General features: G+C 69.9%; 13 protein-coding genes. 11 read left to right on the top strand and 2 right to left on the bottom strand.

Going from position 1 to position 16,270, the window contains the following annotated elements:
* The 10 genes from AC08OV_RS12750 to AC08OV_RS12705 form a co-directional block, all read left to right on the top strand.
* Positions 1-662, top strand: a 662-nt coding sequence (locus AC08OV_RS12750) for a FecCD family ABC transporter permease (RefSeq protein ID WP_476619706.1), incomplete at its 5' end; no start/stop codon positions are given.
* On the top strand, positions 659-1,531 hold the full coding sequence (locus AC08OV_RS12745) for an ABC transporter ATP-binding protein (RefSeq protein WP_476612869.1): 873 nt from the start codon (positions 659-661) through the stop codon (positions 1,529-1,531). The genes AC08OV_RS12750 and AC08OV_RS12745, both read left to right, overlap by 4 nt.
* Before the next feature lie 32 nt (positions 1,532-1,563).
* The gene (locus tag AC08OV_RS12740) at positions 1,564-2,565 is read left to right on the top strand and encodes an ABC transporter substrate-binding protein (protein ID WP_476612868.1); all 1,002 of its coding nucleotides are present in this window, start codon (positions 1,564-1,566) and stop codon (positions 2,563-2,565) included.
* Between the two features lie 49 nt (positions 2,566-2,614).
* Entirely contained in the window at positions 2,615-3,928 is a 1,314-nt protein-coding gene (locus AC08OV_RS12735) for an MFS transporter (protein WP_476612867.1), read from the top strand.
* Positions 3,929-4,039: 111 nt separating this feature from the next.
* The gene (locus tag AC08OV_RS12730) at positions 4,040-4,153 is read left to right on the top strand and encodes a streptamidine-related RiPP repeat protein (RefSeq protein WP_023840694.1); all 114 of its coding nucleotides are present in this window, start codon (positions 4,040-4,042) and stop codon (positions 4,151-4,153) included.
* Positions 4,154-4,377: 224 nt separating this feature from the next.
* A complete protein-coding gene (locus tag AC08OV_RS12725; RefSeq protein WP_476619705.1) occupies positions 4,378-5,187 on the top strand; it encodes a TOMM precursor leader peptide-binding protein in 810 nt (269 codons plus the stop codon).
* A 10-nt stretch (positions 5,188-5,197) separates the two neighbouring features.
* The gene (locus AC08OV_RS12720) at positions 5,198-6,796 is read left to right on the top strand and encodes a CocE/NonD family hydrolase (protein WP_476619704.1); all 1,599 of its coding nucleotides are present in this window, start codon (positions 5,198-5,200) and stop codon (positions 6,794-6,796) included.
* The gene (locus AC08OV_RS12715) at positions 6,793-8,217 is read left to right on the top strand and encodes a YcaO-like family protein (RefSeq protein ID WP_476612863.1); all 1,425 of its coding nucleotides are present in this window, start codon (positions 6,793-6,795) and stop codon (positions 8,215-8,217) included. Before AC08OV_RS12720 ends, AC08OV_RS12715 begins: the two co-directional genes overlap by 4 nt.
* Before the next feature lie 9 nt (positions 8,218-8,226).
* Positions 8,227-9,564 (top strand): YcaO-like family protein, encoded by a 1,338-nt coding sequence (locus AC08OV_RS12710; RefSeq protein WP_476612862.1) that lies wholly within the window; start codon positions 8,227-8,229, stop codon positions 9,562-9,564.
* A 30-nt stretch (positions 9,565-9,594) separates the two neighbouring features.
* Complete coding sequence (locus tag AC08OV_RS12705) at positions 9,595-10,347, top strand: SagB family peptide dehydrogenase (RefSeq protein WP_476612861.1); 753 nt, start codon at positions 9,595-9,597, stop codon at positions 10,345-10,347.
* Between the two features lie 32 nt (positions 10,348-10,379).
* Here AC08OV_RS12705 and AC08OV_RS12700 read toward each other — a convergent pair whose 3' ends face one another.
* Complete coding sequence (locus AC08OV_RS12700) at positions 10,380-12,593, bottom strand: family 2 encapsulin nanocompartment cargo protein terpene cyclase (RefSeq protein ID WP_476612860.1); 2,214 nt, start codon at positions 12,591-12,593, stop codon at positions 10,380-10,382.
* 299 nt (positions 12,594-12,892) lie between these two features.
* A complete protein-coding gene (locus AC08OV_RS12695; RefSeq protein WP_476612859.1) occupies positions 12,893-14,296 on the bottom strand; it encodes a family 2B encapsulin nanocompartment shell protein in 1,404 nt (467 codons plus the stop codon).
* 1,740 nt (positions 14,297-16,036) lie between these two features.
* Between AC08OV_RS12695 and AC08OV_RS12690 the strand changes: the two genes are divergently transcribed.
* Positions 16,037-16,270 (top strand): hemerythrin domain-containing protein (locus AC08OV_RS12690; protein WP_476619703.1); only part of this gene is annotated, 234 nt, incomplete at its 3' end.

Below are 16,270 nucleotides of genomic sequence, written 5' to 3'. Positions count from 1 at the left end.
TGGGGGTGTCGGGGGCGGCGTTCATCGGTGCCGTTCTCACCCTGGCTCTCGTGATCGCGTTAGGGCGTAGGCGCGGTTACCTGGACCCGCAGCGGCTGCTGCTTGCGGGGGTGGCGCTGACCTATCTGTTCCAGGCTGGCACCAGCTACCTGCAGTTGCGGGTCGGTTCGAACCAGCTCGCCGCGGTGCTGTTCTGGCTGCTGGGAACGGTGTCGGGGGCCGAGTGGGACACATTGGGGCTGCCCGCGTGCATCGTCGTGGCCGCGACGCTGTGGCTGCTGGCGCAGGCCCGGTCGTTGAATGCCTTGCTGCTCGGCGATGAGGCCGCCGCCTCGCTGGGTATCCCGGTCAGCCGGCTGCGGACCCAGCTGCTGATCGTCACCGCCGCTCTGACAGCGTCCGTCATCTCCGTTGCCGGCGGTGTCGCGTTCGTCGGCCTCATCGCGCCGCACTGCGTCCGGATGCTCATCGGGTCGGACTACCGGCGGCTGCTCCCGGTGACGGCGCTGCTGGGCGGAACGTTCCTCGTGCTGGCCGATCTCCTCGGCCGGGTCGTGGCCCGGCCGTTGGAGCTGCCGTTGAGCATTATCACCGCGGTCGCCGGGGTGCCCTTCTTCCTCGTGCTGCTGCGCCGGTCGGGACGGGCGAGTGGTGCCTCGTGACGGGCCTTCGCCTGGAAGGTCTGGGTGTCGTCGCCGACGGGGTACAGATTGTGTACGACTTGACGGTCGACTGCCCCCCTGGCGCCTTCGTCGGCCTGGTCGGTCCGAACGGCAGCGGGAAGTCGACCGTGCTGAAGACGGTCTACCGGGCGGTGCGGCCGACGTCCGGTGCGGTGCTGCTTGACGGGACGGACCTGGTCAGGGACCTCACCCCGCGCCAGTCGGCGCGGCGGGTCGCGGCCCTGGCGCAGGAAAGCCCCGATGGCTTCGACTTCACCGTCCTTGAGGTGGTCGCGACCGGGCGGGCCCCCCACCAGAGCGCGTGGAGCCCGACTTCGGCCGGGGATCATGAGATCATCTCGGCCGCGCTCGACACTGTGGGCATGGCCGCGCACGCCGGGCGGGCGTTCGCGTCGCTGTCCGGCGGCGAGAAGCAGCGGGTCCTGCTGGCGCGCGCCCTCGTGCAGGCACCGTCGGTGCTGATCCTGGACGAGCCGACCAACCATCTGGATATCAGCACCCAGCTGAGCCTGCTGGAGTTGGTGCGCTCACTCGGGATCACCGTGCTCGCCGCGTTACATGACCTCAACCTCGCGGCGGCCTTCTGCGACCGGCTCTATGTCCTGCACGACGGCGCGGTGATCTGTTCGGGAAAACCGGAGGACGTCCTGACCGCCGACCTCATCGGCCGCGTGTTCGGGGTGCGCGCCGACCGGAGTGTCCACCCGGTGACCGGCCGCCTCCACCTCGCCTTCTCCAGTCTTCCCTTCCCCAGCCCGCCTTCCTCCAGCCCGTCTTCCTCCAGCCTGCCCGGAACAGACGAGCCGGCCCCGGTGGTAGCTGGCGCGGAAATCCCGATAAAGCAATGACCCGATGAAGCAATGGAAGGAAATAGAACCCGATGAAGAAACTCGGCGCCGGCGTCGCGGTCGCCGCCCTGCTCGTTGTTACCGCCGGTCTCACCGGCTGCGGGTCCGGTTCGACCACCGGCGCGGGCAGTGCGAGCGCGGCCGATGCCCGGTCGGCCCCGGCCGGTACCCGCTATCCCGTTGAGGTGGCGAACTGCGGCCGGACCCTGCACTTCGACAAGGCCCCGGCGCGGGTCGTCTCCGGGTGGACCACCAGTACCGAGCTCCTCATCGAACTGGGCCTGACGGACCGGATCGTCGGCCAGTACAACACCAGCAGCGGCACACCGGCGGCGAAGTACGCCAGTGTGGAGGCGAAGCTACCCGTCCTCAGTACCGGCGCGCCGACCCGAGAGGCGCTGCTCGCCGCCCGGCCCGACCTGATCTGGGCGGATGGCAGCTATCTGTTTGACGGCCGGCAGCTCCCCACGATCGCCGAGCTGGCCGCCCAGGGCACCCAGGTGATGATTCTCAGCGGGTTCTGCACCGACGACGCCACCAAGGCGACGGTCCGTGACGTCGACACCGACCTGACCGCGCTCGGCACGATCTTCGGCATTCCGGACCGGGCCAGGCAGGTCCAGGCCGACATCAACGAACGGCTCCGCCAGGTCGCGACGAAGATCCAGAGCAGGGACCCCGTCCCGGTCGCGATGGTCGCCACCTACCAGGGAACCGTCTACACCTACGACGGCGTCTACACCGACATCGCGCGGCTCGCCGGGGCGCGGAACATCTACGCGGGCACCCTGCCCAAGGGCAAATACTTCAGTGAGCTGTCGGTGGAGGACCTCATCAGCAAGAATCCCGGCACCCTCGTCTATCTGCTCAGCGGCAGCGAAACCGAGGCCGAGGCCCGCAAGTTCCTCACCTCCCGGCTCCCGACCGTGGCGGCAGTCCGCAACAACCGGGTGTTCTTCCTCCCGCAGTCGGACTCGGCCAACCTCGCAGGCGTGGAAGGCGTGACAAAGCTGGCCGCCGCGCTGCACGCCTGAGCCGCAGACCCAAAAATGTGGGATGACCTGAGATGAGTAACAATCTGAGATGAGTACGGTACCCGCCTTCCGGCTTTTCCTGGCGAGCCGGGCTGTCTCCTGGGCGGGTTCGGCGATGACGCTCGTCGCGCTCCCGGTGCTGCTTTTCCAGCGCACCGGGAGCGGCACGCTCGCGGGCGTGCTGGTCGGTCTCGAAGCGGTGCCCTACCTTGTGCTCGGACTGCCCGCCGGTGCCCTGGTCGACCGCTGGGATCACCGGCGCACGATGGTGGTCACCAGTTGCCTCAGCGGCCTGACGATGGCCAGCATCCCCGTGGCCCACTGGGCCGGTGTCCTCACCACACCCCATCTGCTGATCTCCGCGGTGCTTGTTGCCTCGGTCTTCGTGTTCTTCGATGCGGCCAGCTTCGGCGCAGTCCCGGCGATCGTGGGACGGGACGCGGTGGCCGCGGCGACCGGGGCGATGGTGTCGGTGAGCACCGTTGTCAACCTGGTCGGGCCGGCCGTCGGCGGGGTGGCCGCGGCCACGGTGGGCGCAGCCAATGTGCTCGCCCTCGATGCGTTCAGCTACCTGGTCGGTGCCATCCTGCTCTCCCGGGTGCGCTGGGCCGTGCCGGCCGCCGCCGACCGGAGCGGGCCGGCTGGCAGCCGGGTGAGCCGGACCCGTCGCGACATCGCCGAGGGCCTGCGCTACATCCGGGGGCATCGCCTCATCCGGACTCTGACCCTGCTCGGGGCCGGCAGCAGCCTGTCCGGGGGCGCGGTCACCGGCCTGGTCGTCGTCGTCGCGGTACGGCAGTTCGGCCTTCCCGACGACGACCCGCGGATCGGTCTCCTCTACGTCGCCGCCGCGCTCGGAACGCTGATCGTCAGCCAGCTGCTCAGCTGCGTGCACCGATACGTCCCCACCGGAACGATCACACTCGGTGCGCTCGGAGCCAGCACGCTCGCCCTGATCGGCTGGTCGCTGAACACGGCGTGGCTGCCAGGGATGGGCATCCTGCTGCTCTGGCAGGCCAGCACCTCCCTGGTCATCCTCAACGGCATCGTCGTCCGGCAAGCCGTCACCCCCCTACGCCTGCAGGCCCGGGTCAACACCACCGCGAGGATGATCGCCTGGGGCGGGACGCCGCTGGGTGCCGTGCTCGCCGGCATCCTCGCCGATGCCTGGGGCACCCGGGCCGCTCTGCTGACCGCCTCGGCCGGGGTCGGCCTGGCGCTGGTAGCGGGCCTGATGGCAGGCCTCGGCCACACCGGCAGGCTTCAGGACCTGATCAGGGCCGACGAGGTACCGGCCAACCCGCCGCAGGCCGGGCCCGGTGGGCCGGACGCCGAGGTCCGGGCGGTGACAGCCCCCGAATGAGCCCCCGAATGAGCCGCCCGGCGGATGTGTGGATATCGGCCCATCCCCACGCCGCTCGTGCTAGCGTTCTTGTTGAAAACGAAAACCGTTTTATTGCGAAGGAGGTGAAGCATGGCGGAGATCTCGTTCGAGGAGCTGGCCGAGGCGCCGGTCCTCGCTGCCCCGCAGGACCCGACCACGCACGCGCTCGTCCAGAGCCCGTTCGCGTGGGACGACGAGGAGTAGTGCCCCCGGTTCACTGAGGGCACCGAGTGCACCTTGGTGAGCCAGTGCAAGCCGTGACCGCCGGGGCCGTCAGTTCCCGGACGGCCCCGACGGTCACGGTCTCCACCGGGTTCATCCCGGCCCGCGCGGCCCGTGTCGGCCATGACCCCTGCTGACCACGGCCGCGACCAGCCCACCATCACCAGACCACCACGACCGCGACACACCCGATGAGGAAAGCCGACGTGTTCGCTCCTGGCCACCATCTCTACCGGACCGCCGACGGGAGTTGGCGTTACAGCGCCCCCGGGGACGTCTTCGTCCGAATTGGCGGCGAGGACCGGCTGCTCGCCCTCGTGCGGGACGTCGCGGCCGGAGCCACCCAGCTGCCCCTGCCCGATGTGGACCGACCCGCCGTCGAGCGCATGACCGCCGCGCTCACCGATCGCGGCGTGTTCGTCGGCCCGGGGCGTGTGGGGACCGTTCCGGCTGGCTGGAAGGTGCACCTTGACGGCGACAGTCCGGTCGTCGGGAAGCTCACCGAACTCCTGGGCGACCTCCTCGAGGACGTCGAGTGCACCGTGGGCCCGGCGGACGAGGCCGCGGTCGCCGGCTCGGACGTCGTCGTCAGCTGCGCCCGGTGGCTGCCGGACTCGCACTGGTGCCGGCTCGACCAGTGGTGCGCGGCGCACCACACGCCATGGCACGGCTGCTACGCCGAGGGCGACACGTTCGTTGTGGGACCCTTGTCAATGCCGGGCCGTACGGCGTGCTACCAGGACACCAGAGGACGTCGGCTCGCCGCGGCCGCTCTCCCCGACGAGCTGATCGCCCACTGGGCCTACCTCGATTCCGACGCGGTCAAGCCGCCGGCCCCGTTCACCCCGGCAGCCACTGCGGTGCTGGCGGGGCTGCTCGCCGCCGACCTGCGGGCGCTGGCGGCGGGAAGCCCCGTTCCCAGCGAGGGGCACCAGCTCGTCGTCGACCTGACCACGGCGTCGATCAGCCGGCATCCGGTGCTTCCTCTTCCCAACCTCGCGGTCAACCCGGTCTAGGCGCCGGGGCATGCACGCCATCGACGCGAACCAGGCCGTGCCGGCGGCGGACGGCGTCCTGCTGGCGACCGACGTCTACCGTCCCGACCGGCTACCCGCCCCGGCGGTGGTCACTCGCACCCCGTACGGTCGCGGTTCGCTGCTGGCAAACGGCGTCGGGTGGGCGCGGAACGGACTGGCCTACGTCGCCCAGGACGTGCGGGGGCGCTACGGGTCGGACGGGACCTGGACCCCGTATCAAGGGGAGCGCGCCGATGGCCGGGCGTTGGTCGAATGGGTCCACCGCCAGCCCTGGTGCGACGGGAACGTGATCCTCGCCGGAGCCTCCTACGGCTCGTTCACCGCGTGGGCAGCCGCCGTCACCGTGCCCGAGCTCGTGCGCGCAGTGATCAGCGAGGTACCCGCCGCGGGTCTGCGGCCCGCCAACGTGGACCCGTCGGGGATCCTGCGGCTGGCCGAGTACGCCGGATGGTGGACCGAGCACGCCGAGAGCCGCACCAGCAGGAACGGGCTGTCCGCGCAGATGCTGGGCTGCGAGCCGGACCTGCTGCGGCACCTGCCGGTCGCTGACCTCGGCCGGCACCTCTGGGCACGGGTGCCACGCTGGTGGAGCGCCATAGCCCCGGCTCTGTCAGCCCCGGCTCCGTCGACGACCGGCGACGGCCCGGCACCGCACGACCGTACGGGCGACGACCTCGGGGAGGGCATCAGCACGCAGGAACTGGCCTGCTGCTCGCTGCCGTCCCTGCATATCGGCGGCTGGTACGACCTCTTCCTGCCGCAGACGCTGTGGCAATGGGAAACCTCGGGCCGCGACCGCGCTCCGAACAGGCCCGCCCGGGGCCTGGTGATCGGGCCGTGGGGGCACGAGCTGTCGACCCCCGCTTCCAGCTCGGCGGGTGGGCGGGAGCACGGGCCCGCCTCGCAACTGCCGCTGGGACGCCTCCAGGTCGCGTGGATCTTTGACGTGCTGGCCGGCCGGGACGCGTCGATCACCAAGGTGTTCCTCGTCGAGGGCGGACGCTGGCTGGACCGGTGGCCGGCGCCCACCGCCACCCTGGGCCTGCAGGCCAGCGCTGACGGGTCACTCCTGCCGAACCCGCCCGAGCGGCCCGCCGAGCACCGGTTCACCTACGACCCGCTCGACCCCTTCCCCAGCCTCCCGCGGGACTGCGACCGTGCCCCCCTGGACGCCCGCGCCGACGCCGTGGCATTCCGGACCCCGCCACTGACGACGCCGACCGCTATCGTCGGCGCACCCACCGTCACGATGGCCGCGGACACCACGGGCCCCGGCACCGACTGGATAGTCCGGCTGGTGGAGCGGCTCGGTGACGGCCGGGCCTTGGAGGTCACCAGCGGCGCCGCTGCCGTCGGGCCCGGCGCGGCCACGGTGTCGATCCCGCTCGGCGCCACGGCCCTGCTGCTCCACCCCGGCAGCCGGCTAGAGCTGCAGGTCACCAGCAGCGACTTCCCGCGGCTGGCCCGCACCCCCAACACCGGCCAGGACCGGTACACCACCAGCGCCACCCGGACCGCCACCCAGACCATCCACACCGGTCCAACCCGCGGCTGCCGGGTTGACCTGCCCGTGCTGGAGCACCCGTGAGATCAACCACCCCTGCGCCGGCCGAACGGCGTCTCGTCGACCGCCGGCTCGGCGTCCTCACCCAGATCGTCCCCTACCAGCCGAGCCCCGCCATGCCGCGCTGCTGGGTCGGCTGGAGCGCCCGTGCCGCCGACACCCGTGCGTTCGCCACCTGGTCGGCCGAGCGGTTCGGCTTCGGTGCCGCCCTGGGCGATCACGACCGGGCGCGCCGTGCCGCGGTCGGGGAGGCCGTGGAACGGTACTGCGGCAACGCCGTGCCCGACGCCCTGGAGATCGCCTGCTACGACGATCTCGCCAGGGCCGGGCGGCCGGCCCTCGACCCGGCGACCCTGGCGCTCTACTCCGACCGGCAGTACCGCGCCCGCGGGTTCCCCTTCCGGCCCTTCACCCGCCAGACACCGGTGGCCTGGGTGCCCGGCCGCGACCTGTACGCCGGGGATCCGGTGCTGGTGCCCGCGTCGATGGCCTACCTGAACTACTTCCGCGGCGCGCACGCCGACGAGGTGGCTACCCACGCCATGCTGTACGCCGGCATCGCCACTGGCGAGAACCGTGAGCACGCCGAGCGTTTCGCGTTGGAAGAGCTCTTCGAACGCGACGCGAACACCATCTGGTGGGCCAGCGGCGCCGCCGGCTGGGCCGTCGCCGATGCGGCTGAGCTCCTCGACCGGTACGACATCGCCCACGGAGAGGGCACCGGTCGCACCATCCGGTTGTTCCAGGTGCCAAGCCAGTTCCCGGTTCCGGTGCTCGCCGCCTTCCTTGAAGAACCGGGACGGGGGCTGATCGCATACGGCACGGCCTGCCGGGCGGGCCCGCGGGAAGCGGCGACGAAGGCGCTCGTCGAAGCCTTCGCCATGCTGGAACTGACCGCCGAGCTCGCGGACGGTGACAGTGCGCACTGGCGAGCCGTCGCCCGCGGCGAGATACCCCCGCACACCTACCTGCCCTACCGCGCCGACCGGCGGTACGCGGATGACATCCGGCCGGATTTCCGCGACCTCGTCGACCTGCCCGCGGTCGCCCAGCTCTACCTGGATCCGCGGATGCAGGGCCGGCCCCTCGACCGGCTCCGCGACGACACCCGCACCACCCGGCTCGCCGACATCCCCCGGGCCGACGGGGACGTCAACAGGGACGCCAACGGGGACATCAACGGGGACACGGCCCGCCGGCGCTATCTCGACATGCTCGCGACGCAGGGCCTGCCCGCCGTGTCAGTGGACGTCACCACCCCGGACGTGCGGGCGGCCGGCCTCACCGTCGTGCGGGTCATCGTCCCCGGGCTCTACGGCAACCCGCCCGCGGCCTTCCCGTTCCTCGGCGGCGAGCGGCTCTACGACGTACCCGCCCAGCTGGGCCTGGCTGCCGGAAAGCTCACCGAAGACACCCTTTATCCGTACCCGATCCCGCACGTCTGAGGCGCACCCATGGACCTCGCCGCGATCCTCGACCCCCGATCCGGGATCATCCGCCGGATCGAACGCAACACCATTCCCGCCACCCTGCCGCCCGAATTCACCATGTACACCGCCGTCCTCTCCGACACCACCAGGTTCTCCGCCTGGGCCAGTGACTTCGCCGGAGCCGGCTACGCCCTGCTCGACGACGACGCCGCCCTCGGGCCCGCCGTCGGCGAGGCCGTCGAACGCTACTGCGGGAACCTTGTCCCCGCCGGACTGCGCCGCGCCACCCACAAAGAGCTCACGGCGGACCGCGCCACCGTGCTCGACCCGCGCTCGGTGGTGCTGTACTCACCCGCCCAGTACTCCGGGCCCTACTTCCCGTTCACCGAGTACCGCGAGGATCTCGAGCTGGAGTGGACGCCCGGCACCGACCTGCTTGCTGGCACCCCCGTCTGGGTACCCGCGCAGCTCGTCTGGGTGTCCTACGCCCACCAGGCCCAGGCCCGCGGGTTCCCCTACCTCAGCCCGGTCCTCAGCGCCGGCCTGGCCGCCGGTATGGACCAGCGCTCGGCGCAATGGTCGGCGATCTGCCAGATGATCGAACGTGACACGCTGACCATGGCCTGGCACGGCCGCCGGCCGTTGCGGGCCATTACCCCGCCCCCCTGGATCGCGCAGCTTGCCACGGGCGCGCACGGAAGCATGACGACCCGGTTCGTCGAATTCCCGAACGAGTTCGGCCTCGTCGTCGCCGGCGCACTGGTGCACGACACGGCGACCGGCTACCTGACCATGGGAGCAGCGTGCCGGACCACCACCACGCCGGCGCTGCGCAAGGCCCTTGCCGAAGCCTTCCAGCTGCAGATGTTCGTCGCCGACCTCGATGACCCCGACGGCCCCTACATGCGCGCCGCACGCAACCCGCACAGCCCCCTCAAGCCGTGGCGAGCTGACCGGCGGTACCTCGACGACTGCCGAGACGACCTGGCAGACGTCGTCGAGTACTGCACCCACCTCCAGCTCTTCCTCGACCCTCGCCTGCAGGACCGGCTGGAGGCCGAACTCGCCGAGACCCTCACCGGCACGATCGGCTGGGAGACCCTCGACCGGGACGCCCGGCACGCCGGAGTCGACGACCCGATGGTGCTCGCGCGCACGCTCGCCGGCGCTGGCCACCCGGTGACATCGGTCGACGTCACCACCGAAGACGTGCGCCCCACCGGCATGCGGGTCGTGCACACCTTGGCCCCCGGCCTGTACTCGAACACCTCCGTCGGCCTTCCGTTCCTCGGCGGCGCCCGGCTGGCCAGGCAACTCGCCGCGGCGGGCACCACCCGGCGCGACCTCCCGCTACCGCATTAGCGCATTAGCGACGTAACCGAAAGGACGAGTGTGGCCGAGGATGTCACCGCGCTGGAGCGTATCCGGCGGGCCCAACAGGTCCTCAATGGTCCGCCGACCCGGCAGGTGGTGCTCGACGGACTGCGCGCCGCCACCAGCCGGATTCCGCTGCCGGCACCGCGCGCGGACCTGCCGGTCGAGTTCGGCCAGGTGCTCGCGGCACGCAGGTCCTGGTACCGGTTCGATGCCGAGGCGCCGACCGCCGAGAATGTCTCCTCGCTCCTACGCTGGGCGTTGGGTCCGCAGCGGGATGTCCGATTGCCCGACGGCCGTCAGCACCGGATGTGGATGGCGCCGTCGGCAGGTGGCCTGCATTCACTGTCCATCTATCTCGTCATTGCGCGCAGTGCGCAACTGTCCGGCGGCGTGTTCCGGTACGACGCCGAGGACCACTGTCTGCAGACGTTGTGGTCCGGCGAGCCGACGGCGGCGTTGCGTTCGGTGCTGGTCCAACCCGAGTTCGCCGAACGGGCGCCCATGGCGGTCGTCGTAGTCGCCCGGCTTGACACGACTCTCGTGAAGTACCCGGCACGCCATTACCGCACCCTGCACCTCGACGCGGGAATCGCCGTGCAGAACCTCTACCTGGTCGCGGCCGCACTCGGGCTGGCCGGATGCGCCGTGACGGCCTTCGACGACCAGGCCCTCGCCGAGTTGCTGCGCCTGCCCGACACGATGTTCCCGACCGTCGTGTTCCCCGTCGGCCGTCAGCCGGTCCGACCGCCAACCAGGCATGCGAGCTGACTACATTTCACTATCGCCGGCCGTCACGGCCGTCACGGCCGCCGCGGTCGGACGTGGGCGGCCGAGGTGCCCAGCCCCGTGGGGCCGCCGAAGAGCCGTACTCCCGCCGCCGGGTGGTACCGCAGTTCGGACTCCTCGTACCGATGCGTGCCCTCATGCCAGCGGAGGATCCCGGCCAGCCAGTTCTGGAGTTCCCGCGCATAGCCCAGCAGCGCCTGCCGCGCCGGCGCGTCCAGGGCGAAGCTGTCGAACAGCGCCGGAAGCTCGTGCGCCACGATGTGCTCGAACTGCCGTATCCGGGAGGTCATCAGATCGTTGACCACCGTGAGGGCACGCTCCCGGTCGCAGTCGAGGAAGTTCTCGACGACGAGGACACAGTTGTGGATCTCACCCTCGAACTGGATCTCCTTCTGATAGGAGAAGACGTCGTTGAGGAGGCAGGCATAGTCCGCGGCCGCGTTCTCCAGAGCCTGGATCGGCCGGGTGCGGTAGATCTCGGCTGGCACGGTCTGCTCCCGGGCCAGCCGGGACAGGCTCATCGTCAGATCCGAACCGAAGGTCGCCCGGCGCATCTCAATGTAGTCGATCGGGTCGGGAATGCGATTCTGGGCCTGGTTCGCCAACTCCCACAGCCAGCTGTCGATCATAACCTCGACGGCGCCGCGGAACGTCTCGCGCGCGCCTGGCGACATGGTCTCGGTGGTGCGCGCCCACAGGTCGGCCAGACCGCGTTCCAACGCGTTGGCCGGCACCGCGGTGACGGGGGAGTCCACCGGCATGAACTCCGACAGCCGGGCGTTGCACACCTTGGCCCCGAGGATGTCCCGGGTGCGGCCGAAGATTACCGGGTAGTAGTCGTCGGCATAGGTCCCCCAGGTGAGCCAGTCCGTCGTCAGATTCAGTTCCGGCAGGGTCGCGTCCGGATGGATTCCGGCCGAGCACAGCGCGAAGTCGAACGCCCGCAGTTTGTGTTCGTCCCAGATGCCCGGAATCGGGTCCAGCATCCCCACCGTCCGGGCCCAGATGATGTTCTCCCGGCGGGAGACGTCCAGATGCGGGCTCTGCCCGGTCGAGAAGGGCATGCAGAAGTCGGGATGGCGCAGCGGCCCGACGATCTGGTACGGGATGTGCGTGAAAGAGCGGATCCGGCGCGGCGCGGTGGTGACGAGGGACGGCACGATTCGGGCCGCCGAGGTACCGAGACCGGTGAGTCCGAGGAGTCCGCCGAGCTCGCCGCTCCCGGGCGCCACGGCCCGGTTCATGTACCGGCTCGAGCGCAGGTGCCACTCGTGGCCCCCGGACTGCCAGTCCTGCAGACCCTTCACGTACGCCAGGACCTCCAGCCGGCTCCCCGGGTCGACACCGTGCTCCTCGAGGACCGCCGGCAGTTCGGTGACCGCGGTGTGCTCGAACTGGTGCAGCCGCGAGGTGAGCAGGTCGTTGACCGTGTCGGCGGCCTCCTGGGTTTCACAGCCGAGGAAACGTTCGATGACGAGCACGCCGTTGCTGAGCTCGCCCTCCTCTTCGACCTCGCGCTGGTAGGAGAACAGGTCGTTGCGCAGGTGCACGGCGTCGGCGAAGGTGTCCCGCAGTACCTGCAGCGGCCGGGTTGCCGCGACCCGGGCCGGCACCTCGGCATCGGCGGCGTGCTCGACGAGGTTCGCCGACCAGGGCGCGCCGCCGACCTTGCGCCGCATCTCGACGTATTCAATCGGGTTGGCGAGCCGGCCGGCGTTGATGTTGGCTAGTTCCCACAGGGACTCGTCCAGTAGGTTCTTGGTGCTGACCGCGAACCGCCGCCGCCAGTCGGCGGAACGCTCCGGGACGGTCCGGGTCCACAGGTCGGCGAGTCCGCGTTCCACCGGGCTGGTCGGCGTCTCGGTGATCTCACCGTCGACGGGCATGAAGGCGGGCAGGCGGTCGAGGTAGGCCCGGGCGCCGGCCATGTCGTGGGACCGCTTGTACAGCTCCAGGAAGTGGTCGTCGAAGTAGAACACCCAGACATACCAGTCGGTGACCAGATCGAGTTTTCGGCCGACGGCGTCCGGATGGGTGTATGCGCAGAGCAGGGCGTAGTCGTGTGCGTCGAAGTCGGCCTCGGTCCAGATCACGGTTCCGTGCTGCGGAGAGTCGATCATCTCCATCTCGTCGGCCCAGGCCCTGCTGTGCACGCGGGCCTGTTCCAGGTTCGGATTGAGCCGTGCCGGATAGGGCACGTAGAACTCCGGTAGCGTGAAAGGCTGCATGACCCGCTGGTGAACCTTTCTCGGTCACGGGCTGGACGGCCGGCCCCGAAAGTCGGCCGGATACGGATCCTTATCCGTATCCGGCACCGGAGAACCTTCCCCGGGGAATCGGTCCCGGGGAAGGCGTACCGGGTCTGCCGGGGTGGCAGCGGAGAAGTGAACAGTCGGGGCGGCCGGGAGAGATCGGGCCGGGATGCCGCGGAGCCCAGCGGAACCCTCCCGGAACCCCGCGTAATCTCGCGTAATCTCGCGGAATTCCGCAGGTTCCGGGTGATCCCAGCGGCTCGCGCGGCCGGGTGTCACCGACCGATCTCGACGTTCTCCAGGATGCCGAGCGCGTCGGGGACGAGCACCGCCGCGGAGTAGTACGTGGTCACCAGGTACGAGATGATGGCCTTGTCGCTGATACCTGCGAATCTCACGGACAGGCCGGGCTCGTATTCGTCCGGCAGGCCGGCGTGGTGCAGGCCGATCACCCCCTGGTTCTCCTCACCGGTGCGCAGCGCGAGGATGGACGTGGTACCGGTCCTGCTGATCGGAATCTTGTTCAACGGGAGCAGGGGAACGCCGCGCCAGGCCGGCACGTGCTGGTCGTGGAAGAGGACGGTGGCCGGGTAGATGCCGCGGGCGGTGCATTCCCGGCCGAACGCGGCGATGGTCCGCGGGTGGGCGAGCAGGAAATGTGTGCTGCGTCGGCGGCTCAGTAGCTCGTCGAGGTCGTCCGGGGTAGGCGGACCGCTCCGGGTGTGAATACGCTGGCGGAGGTCGGCGTTGTGCAGCAGCCCGAAGTCGGGGTTGTTCACCAGTTCGTGCTCCTGGCGTTCTCGCAGGGCCTCGACGGTGAGCCGGATCTGGTGCTCCAGCTGGTTGTGCGGTTCGTTGTAGAGGTCCGCCACCCGGGTGTGGATGCGTAGCACGGTCTGGGCGACGCTGAGCTCGTACTCGCGGGGCGCCAGCTCGTAGTCGACGAACGTCCCCGGCAGGTCCGGTTCCCCGGCGTGCCCGGCGGCGATCGCAATCTCCGCTTCGCCCAGGCGGTTGCTCGGGGGCTGGGGCCGGGTCCGGTACTCGTCGAGGTGACGCCGCAGCTCGTCGGAGGAGTCGACGAGCTCGGAGAACTGCTGGCGCGACAGGACGAGGGCCGTCGTACCGGTGAGTGCGCGGGCCGTGAACTCCCAGGTCAGGTCCTCCTCGACCAGCACCTCGTCACCGAAGTACTCGCCGTTGGCGAGTACTTCGAGTTCCCGCTCGTCGCCGTACTCCCCGGGGCCGAACCTGCCGACCTTGCCGTGCGCGATCAGGAACACCTGGTCGGCGGCCTGACCACCCTCCACCAGGACGTCCCCGGCGGCGAACTCCCGTTGAGCGAAGCGGTCCGCGAGCGCGTCGAGCACCTCGCCGTCGAAACCGCGCAGGGCGGGCAGCTCGCTGAGTTCGCGCGGAACGACCCGGACCTCGGATCCGGTGGTGGTGAACGTGAGGAGCCCGTCCCCGAGTATATAGGTCAGGCGGCGGTTGACCCGGTACACGCCGCCGGACGCCTGGACCCACGGCAGTACCCGCAGCAGCCACCGAGAGGTGATCTCCTGCATCTGCGGAACGGACTTGGTGGTCGTCGCGAGATTGCGCGCGGCCGCCGTGCCCAGACTCAGCCGGGGCTCTTCGCCGCCGGCATCCGTACCGGTCTGCACGGGTTCGGTCATGACAGACTCCACCTATCTCTGGTTTTCGCAGGGGCAGTTTTCCCACTGGGAGTGGGGGTTTACACTGGGGGTACGGGGGTTTTCCCGGAGTGCGGTTTTGATTGACTCGGCGCACGTGCAGGAGGCGCGGCCTGTGCACGGTCATAGGAATGTGCGGGCGTGACGGGCCCCGGCGGCTGGCGGCCGACCGCGGGTACATCGAACCGACACGAAATGCGGGACGTCGAAGTTCCGATACTGCGCTGGGTGAGTCTCACCTTCCCTGAGTAGCGATGACATCGATGGGCGCTCCGTCGGTGTAACCCCCCATGGCGTCGAGTCAACAGTCGACATGCGCTTGTCTCGAACGGAACGCGCGTCGTCTCGCCGCGCATTGGAAGCCTCCCGCATCGATCCCGCGGGCGGCAAGCACTTTGCGGAACCAATCAGATCTGGCCCGGGCAGACTGGCCTGCTCTAGTCCCTCGGGCCGGTCCGGCAACCACGCACCGTCAAGGGCGGCCGGGCGTTTTCTCGATCGTTTTCCCGGCGTGCCGACCGGCTGTCGGTACGCAGCGGACAGGCGTTCTGCCCGCCTTTTCCGCTGGTGGATCCAGCGCCGATCGGCGCCCGTGTCCCGACTACGGTGATATCGGGTCGAAATCTGGTCCGGCTGTCGGTTGAGCGTTCGCGGAGTCCGCGCGCGAAATGCCTTCGGTGATATTAGGTCGCGTGGCGGACCATAGCCAATTCTGCCGGGGAACCCGGGTCGGAGCGCCGTCGTCTCCCTCGAGCGCGGCGCGCGGATATTTCTTCACCCCCACGCCGGTGGACCGGAAACGTCACGGTGACGGGGACGGAGACGGCGCGTGGCGTCCCGCCGCTCCGGACCCGTTGCAGCCGGCCCGTCCGCGGCAGATCCGGACCGGTTGCGGACTCCTCATGACACGCCGTAGACGCTGGCTGCTTCGCCTGGTCAGGGCCTCGGCCCGGAATCGGGTCGGGTGCCCGCCCCGGGTCCGCAACCGCGGCCTGGTCCGATCATCCGCCGGCTGCGGCGGCCCTGCGGCCCCGTCGGGGCCAAAGGCCTGGAGATTGCGGGACCTGTGGCCATTGCGGGACCTGTGGCCATTGCGGGACCTGTGGCCATTGCGGGACCTGTGGCCATGGCCGGAACGGTGTATCCGTCCGTCCGTCCGGCATGGCCGGCCGGGTGATCGACCCGACGCGCATCGTATTGAGCCGGTCCTGCCGACCGAGGGAGCCATTGCCTCCCGGCAACGACGCCGGCCGAATCCCGCGATGCGAGGGGCATGCCTCGGCTGGTCGCCTTCGGTTCAAGCTTCGGCTCAAGCCTTGGCGCCGAGATTATCACTATACGTGTCTTTGGGAGAACATTGGCGTTATTCCATCGTACGCGCCGGTGCGGCGTGACCGGTGCGGCTTCACCGGACGGCGCAGGTGCTCCCGGGCGTCAACTCACCGTCATCGCGCCGACGGGTTACTAGGAACGATGAGCTACTCATGGGGCCGTTTATGTGGCTACCTCGTACTGGCCCGGATTGGGGACGTCGGTAGGCGGCGAGCTGACCCGGCCGGATCGGGGCACTCTCGGTACCCCGATCGGGGCAGGCTGACGAGCCCAACGTGTCGGTTGGGCCCCGCCGGTCGGGCGTCCTCGATGCCGCGCGATTTCGAGTGCCTTCTCGGGGCACGCCGACGTCGAGGTCCCCGATGGGCGGACCGTGATGAGGAGGACATCATGCCGATCAATGACGCTGGGTTCGACGGCGGCCGAGCGGCGCAGTTCTCCCACGACGACGTCGTGGGAGTCCTGCTCGAACAGCACGCCCGCATCCGCGAGCTGTTCGCGGACGTGAAGTCGGCGACGGGCGAGCACAAGCGCCGGGCGTTCGACGAGCTGCGGGCTTTGCTCGCCGCGCATGAGACCGCCGAGGAGATGATCGTGCGGCCGGTTACGAAGAAGATCGACAGT

Source organism: Frankia sp. CeTa3Moorea (assembly GCF_978021225.1).
This window is presented reverse-complemented; position numbering and strand designations above follow the sequence as displayed.

What these genes read in the sequence shown, in the direction of transcription:
- AC08OV_RS12740 (WP_476612868.1), top strand. Translation starts at nt 1,564, where the DNA reads ATGAAGAAACTCGGCGCCGGCGTCGCGGTCGCCGCCCTGCTCGTTGTT.
- AC08OV_RS12735 (WP_476612867.1), top strand. Translation starts at nt 2,615, where the DNA reads ATGAGTACGGTACCCGCCTTCCGGCTTTTCCTGGCGAGCCGGGCTGTC.
- AC08OV_RS12730 (WP_023840694.1), top strand. Translation starts at nt 4,040, where the DNA reads ATGGCGGAGATCTCGTTCGAGGAGCTGGCCGAGGCGCCGGTCCTCGCT.
- AC08OV_RS12720 (WP_476619704.1), top strand. Translation starts at nt 5,198, where the DNA reads ATGCACGCCATCGACGCGAACCAGGCCGTGCCGGCGGCGGACGGCGTC.
- AC08OV_RS12710 (WP_476612862.1), top strand. Translation starts at nt 8,227, where the DNA reads ATGGACCTCGCCGCGATCCTCGACCCCCGATCCGGGATCATCCGCCGG.
- AC08OV_RS12700 (WP_476612860.1), bottom strand. Translation starts at nt 12,593, where the DNA reads ATGCAGCCTTTCACGCTACCGGAGTTCTACGTGCCCTATCCGGCACGG.
- AC08OV_RS12695 (WP_476612859.1), bottom strand. Translation starts at nt 14,296, where the DNA reads ATGACCGAACCCGTGCAGACCGGTACGGATGCCGGCGGCGAAGAGCCC.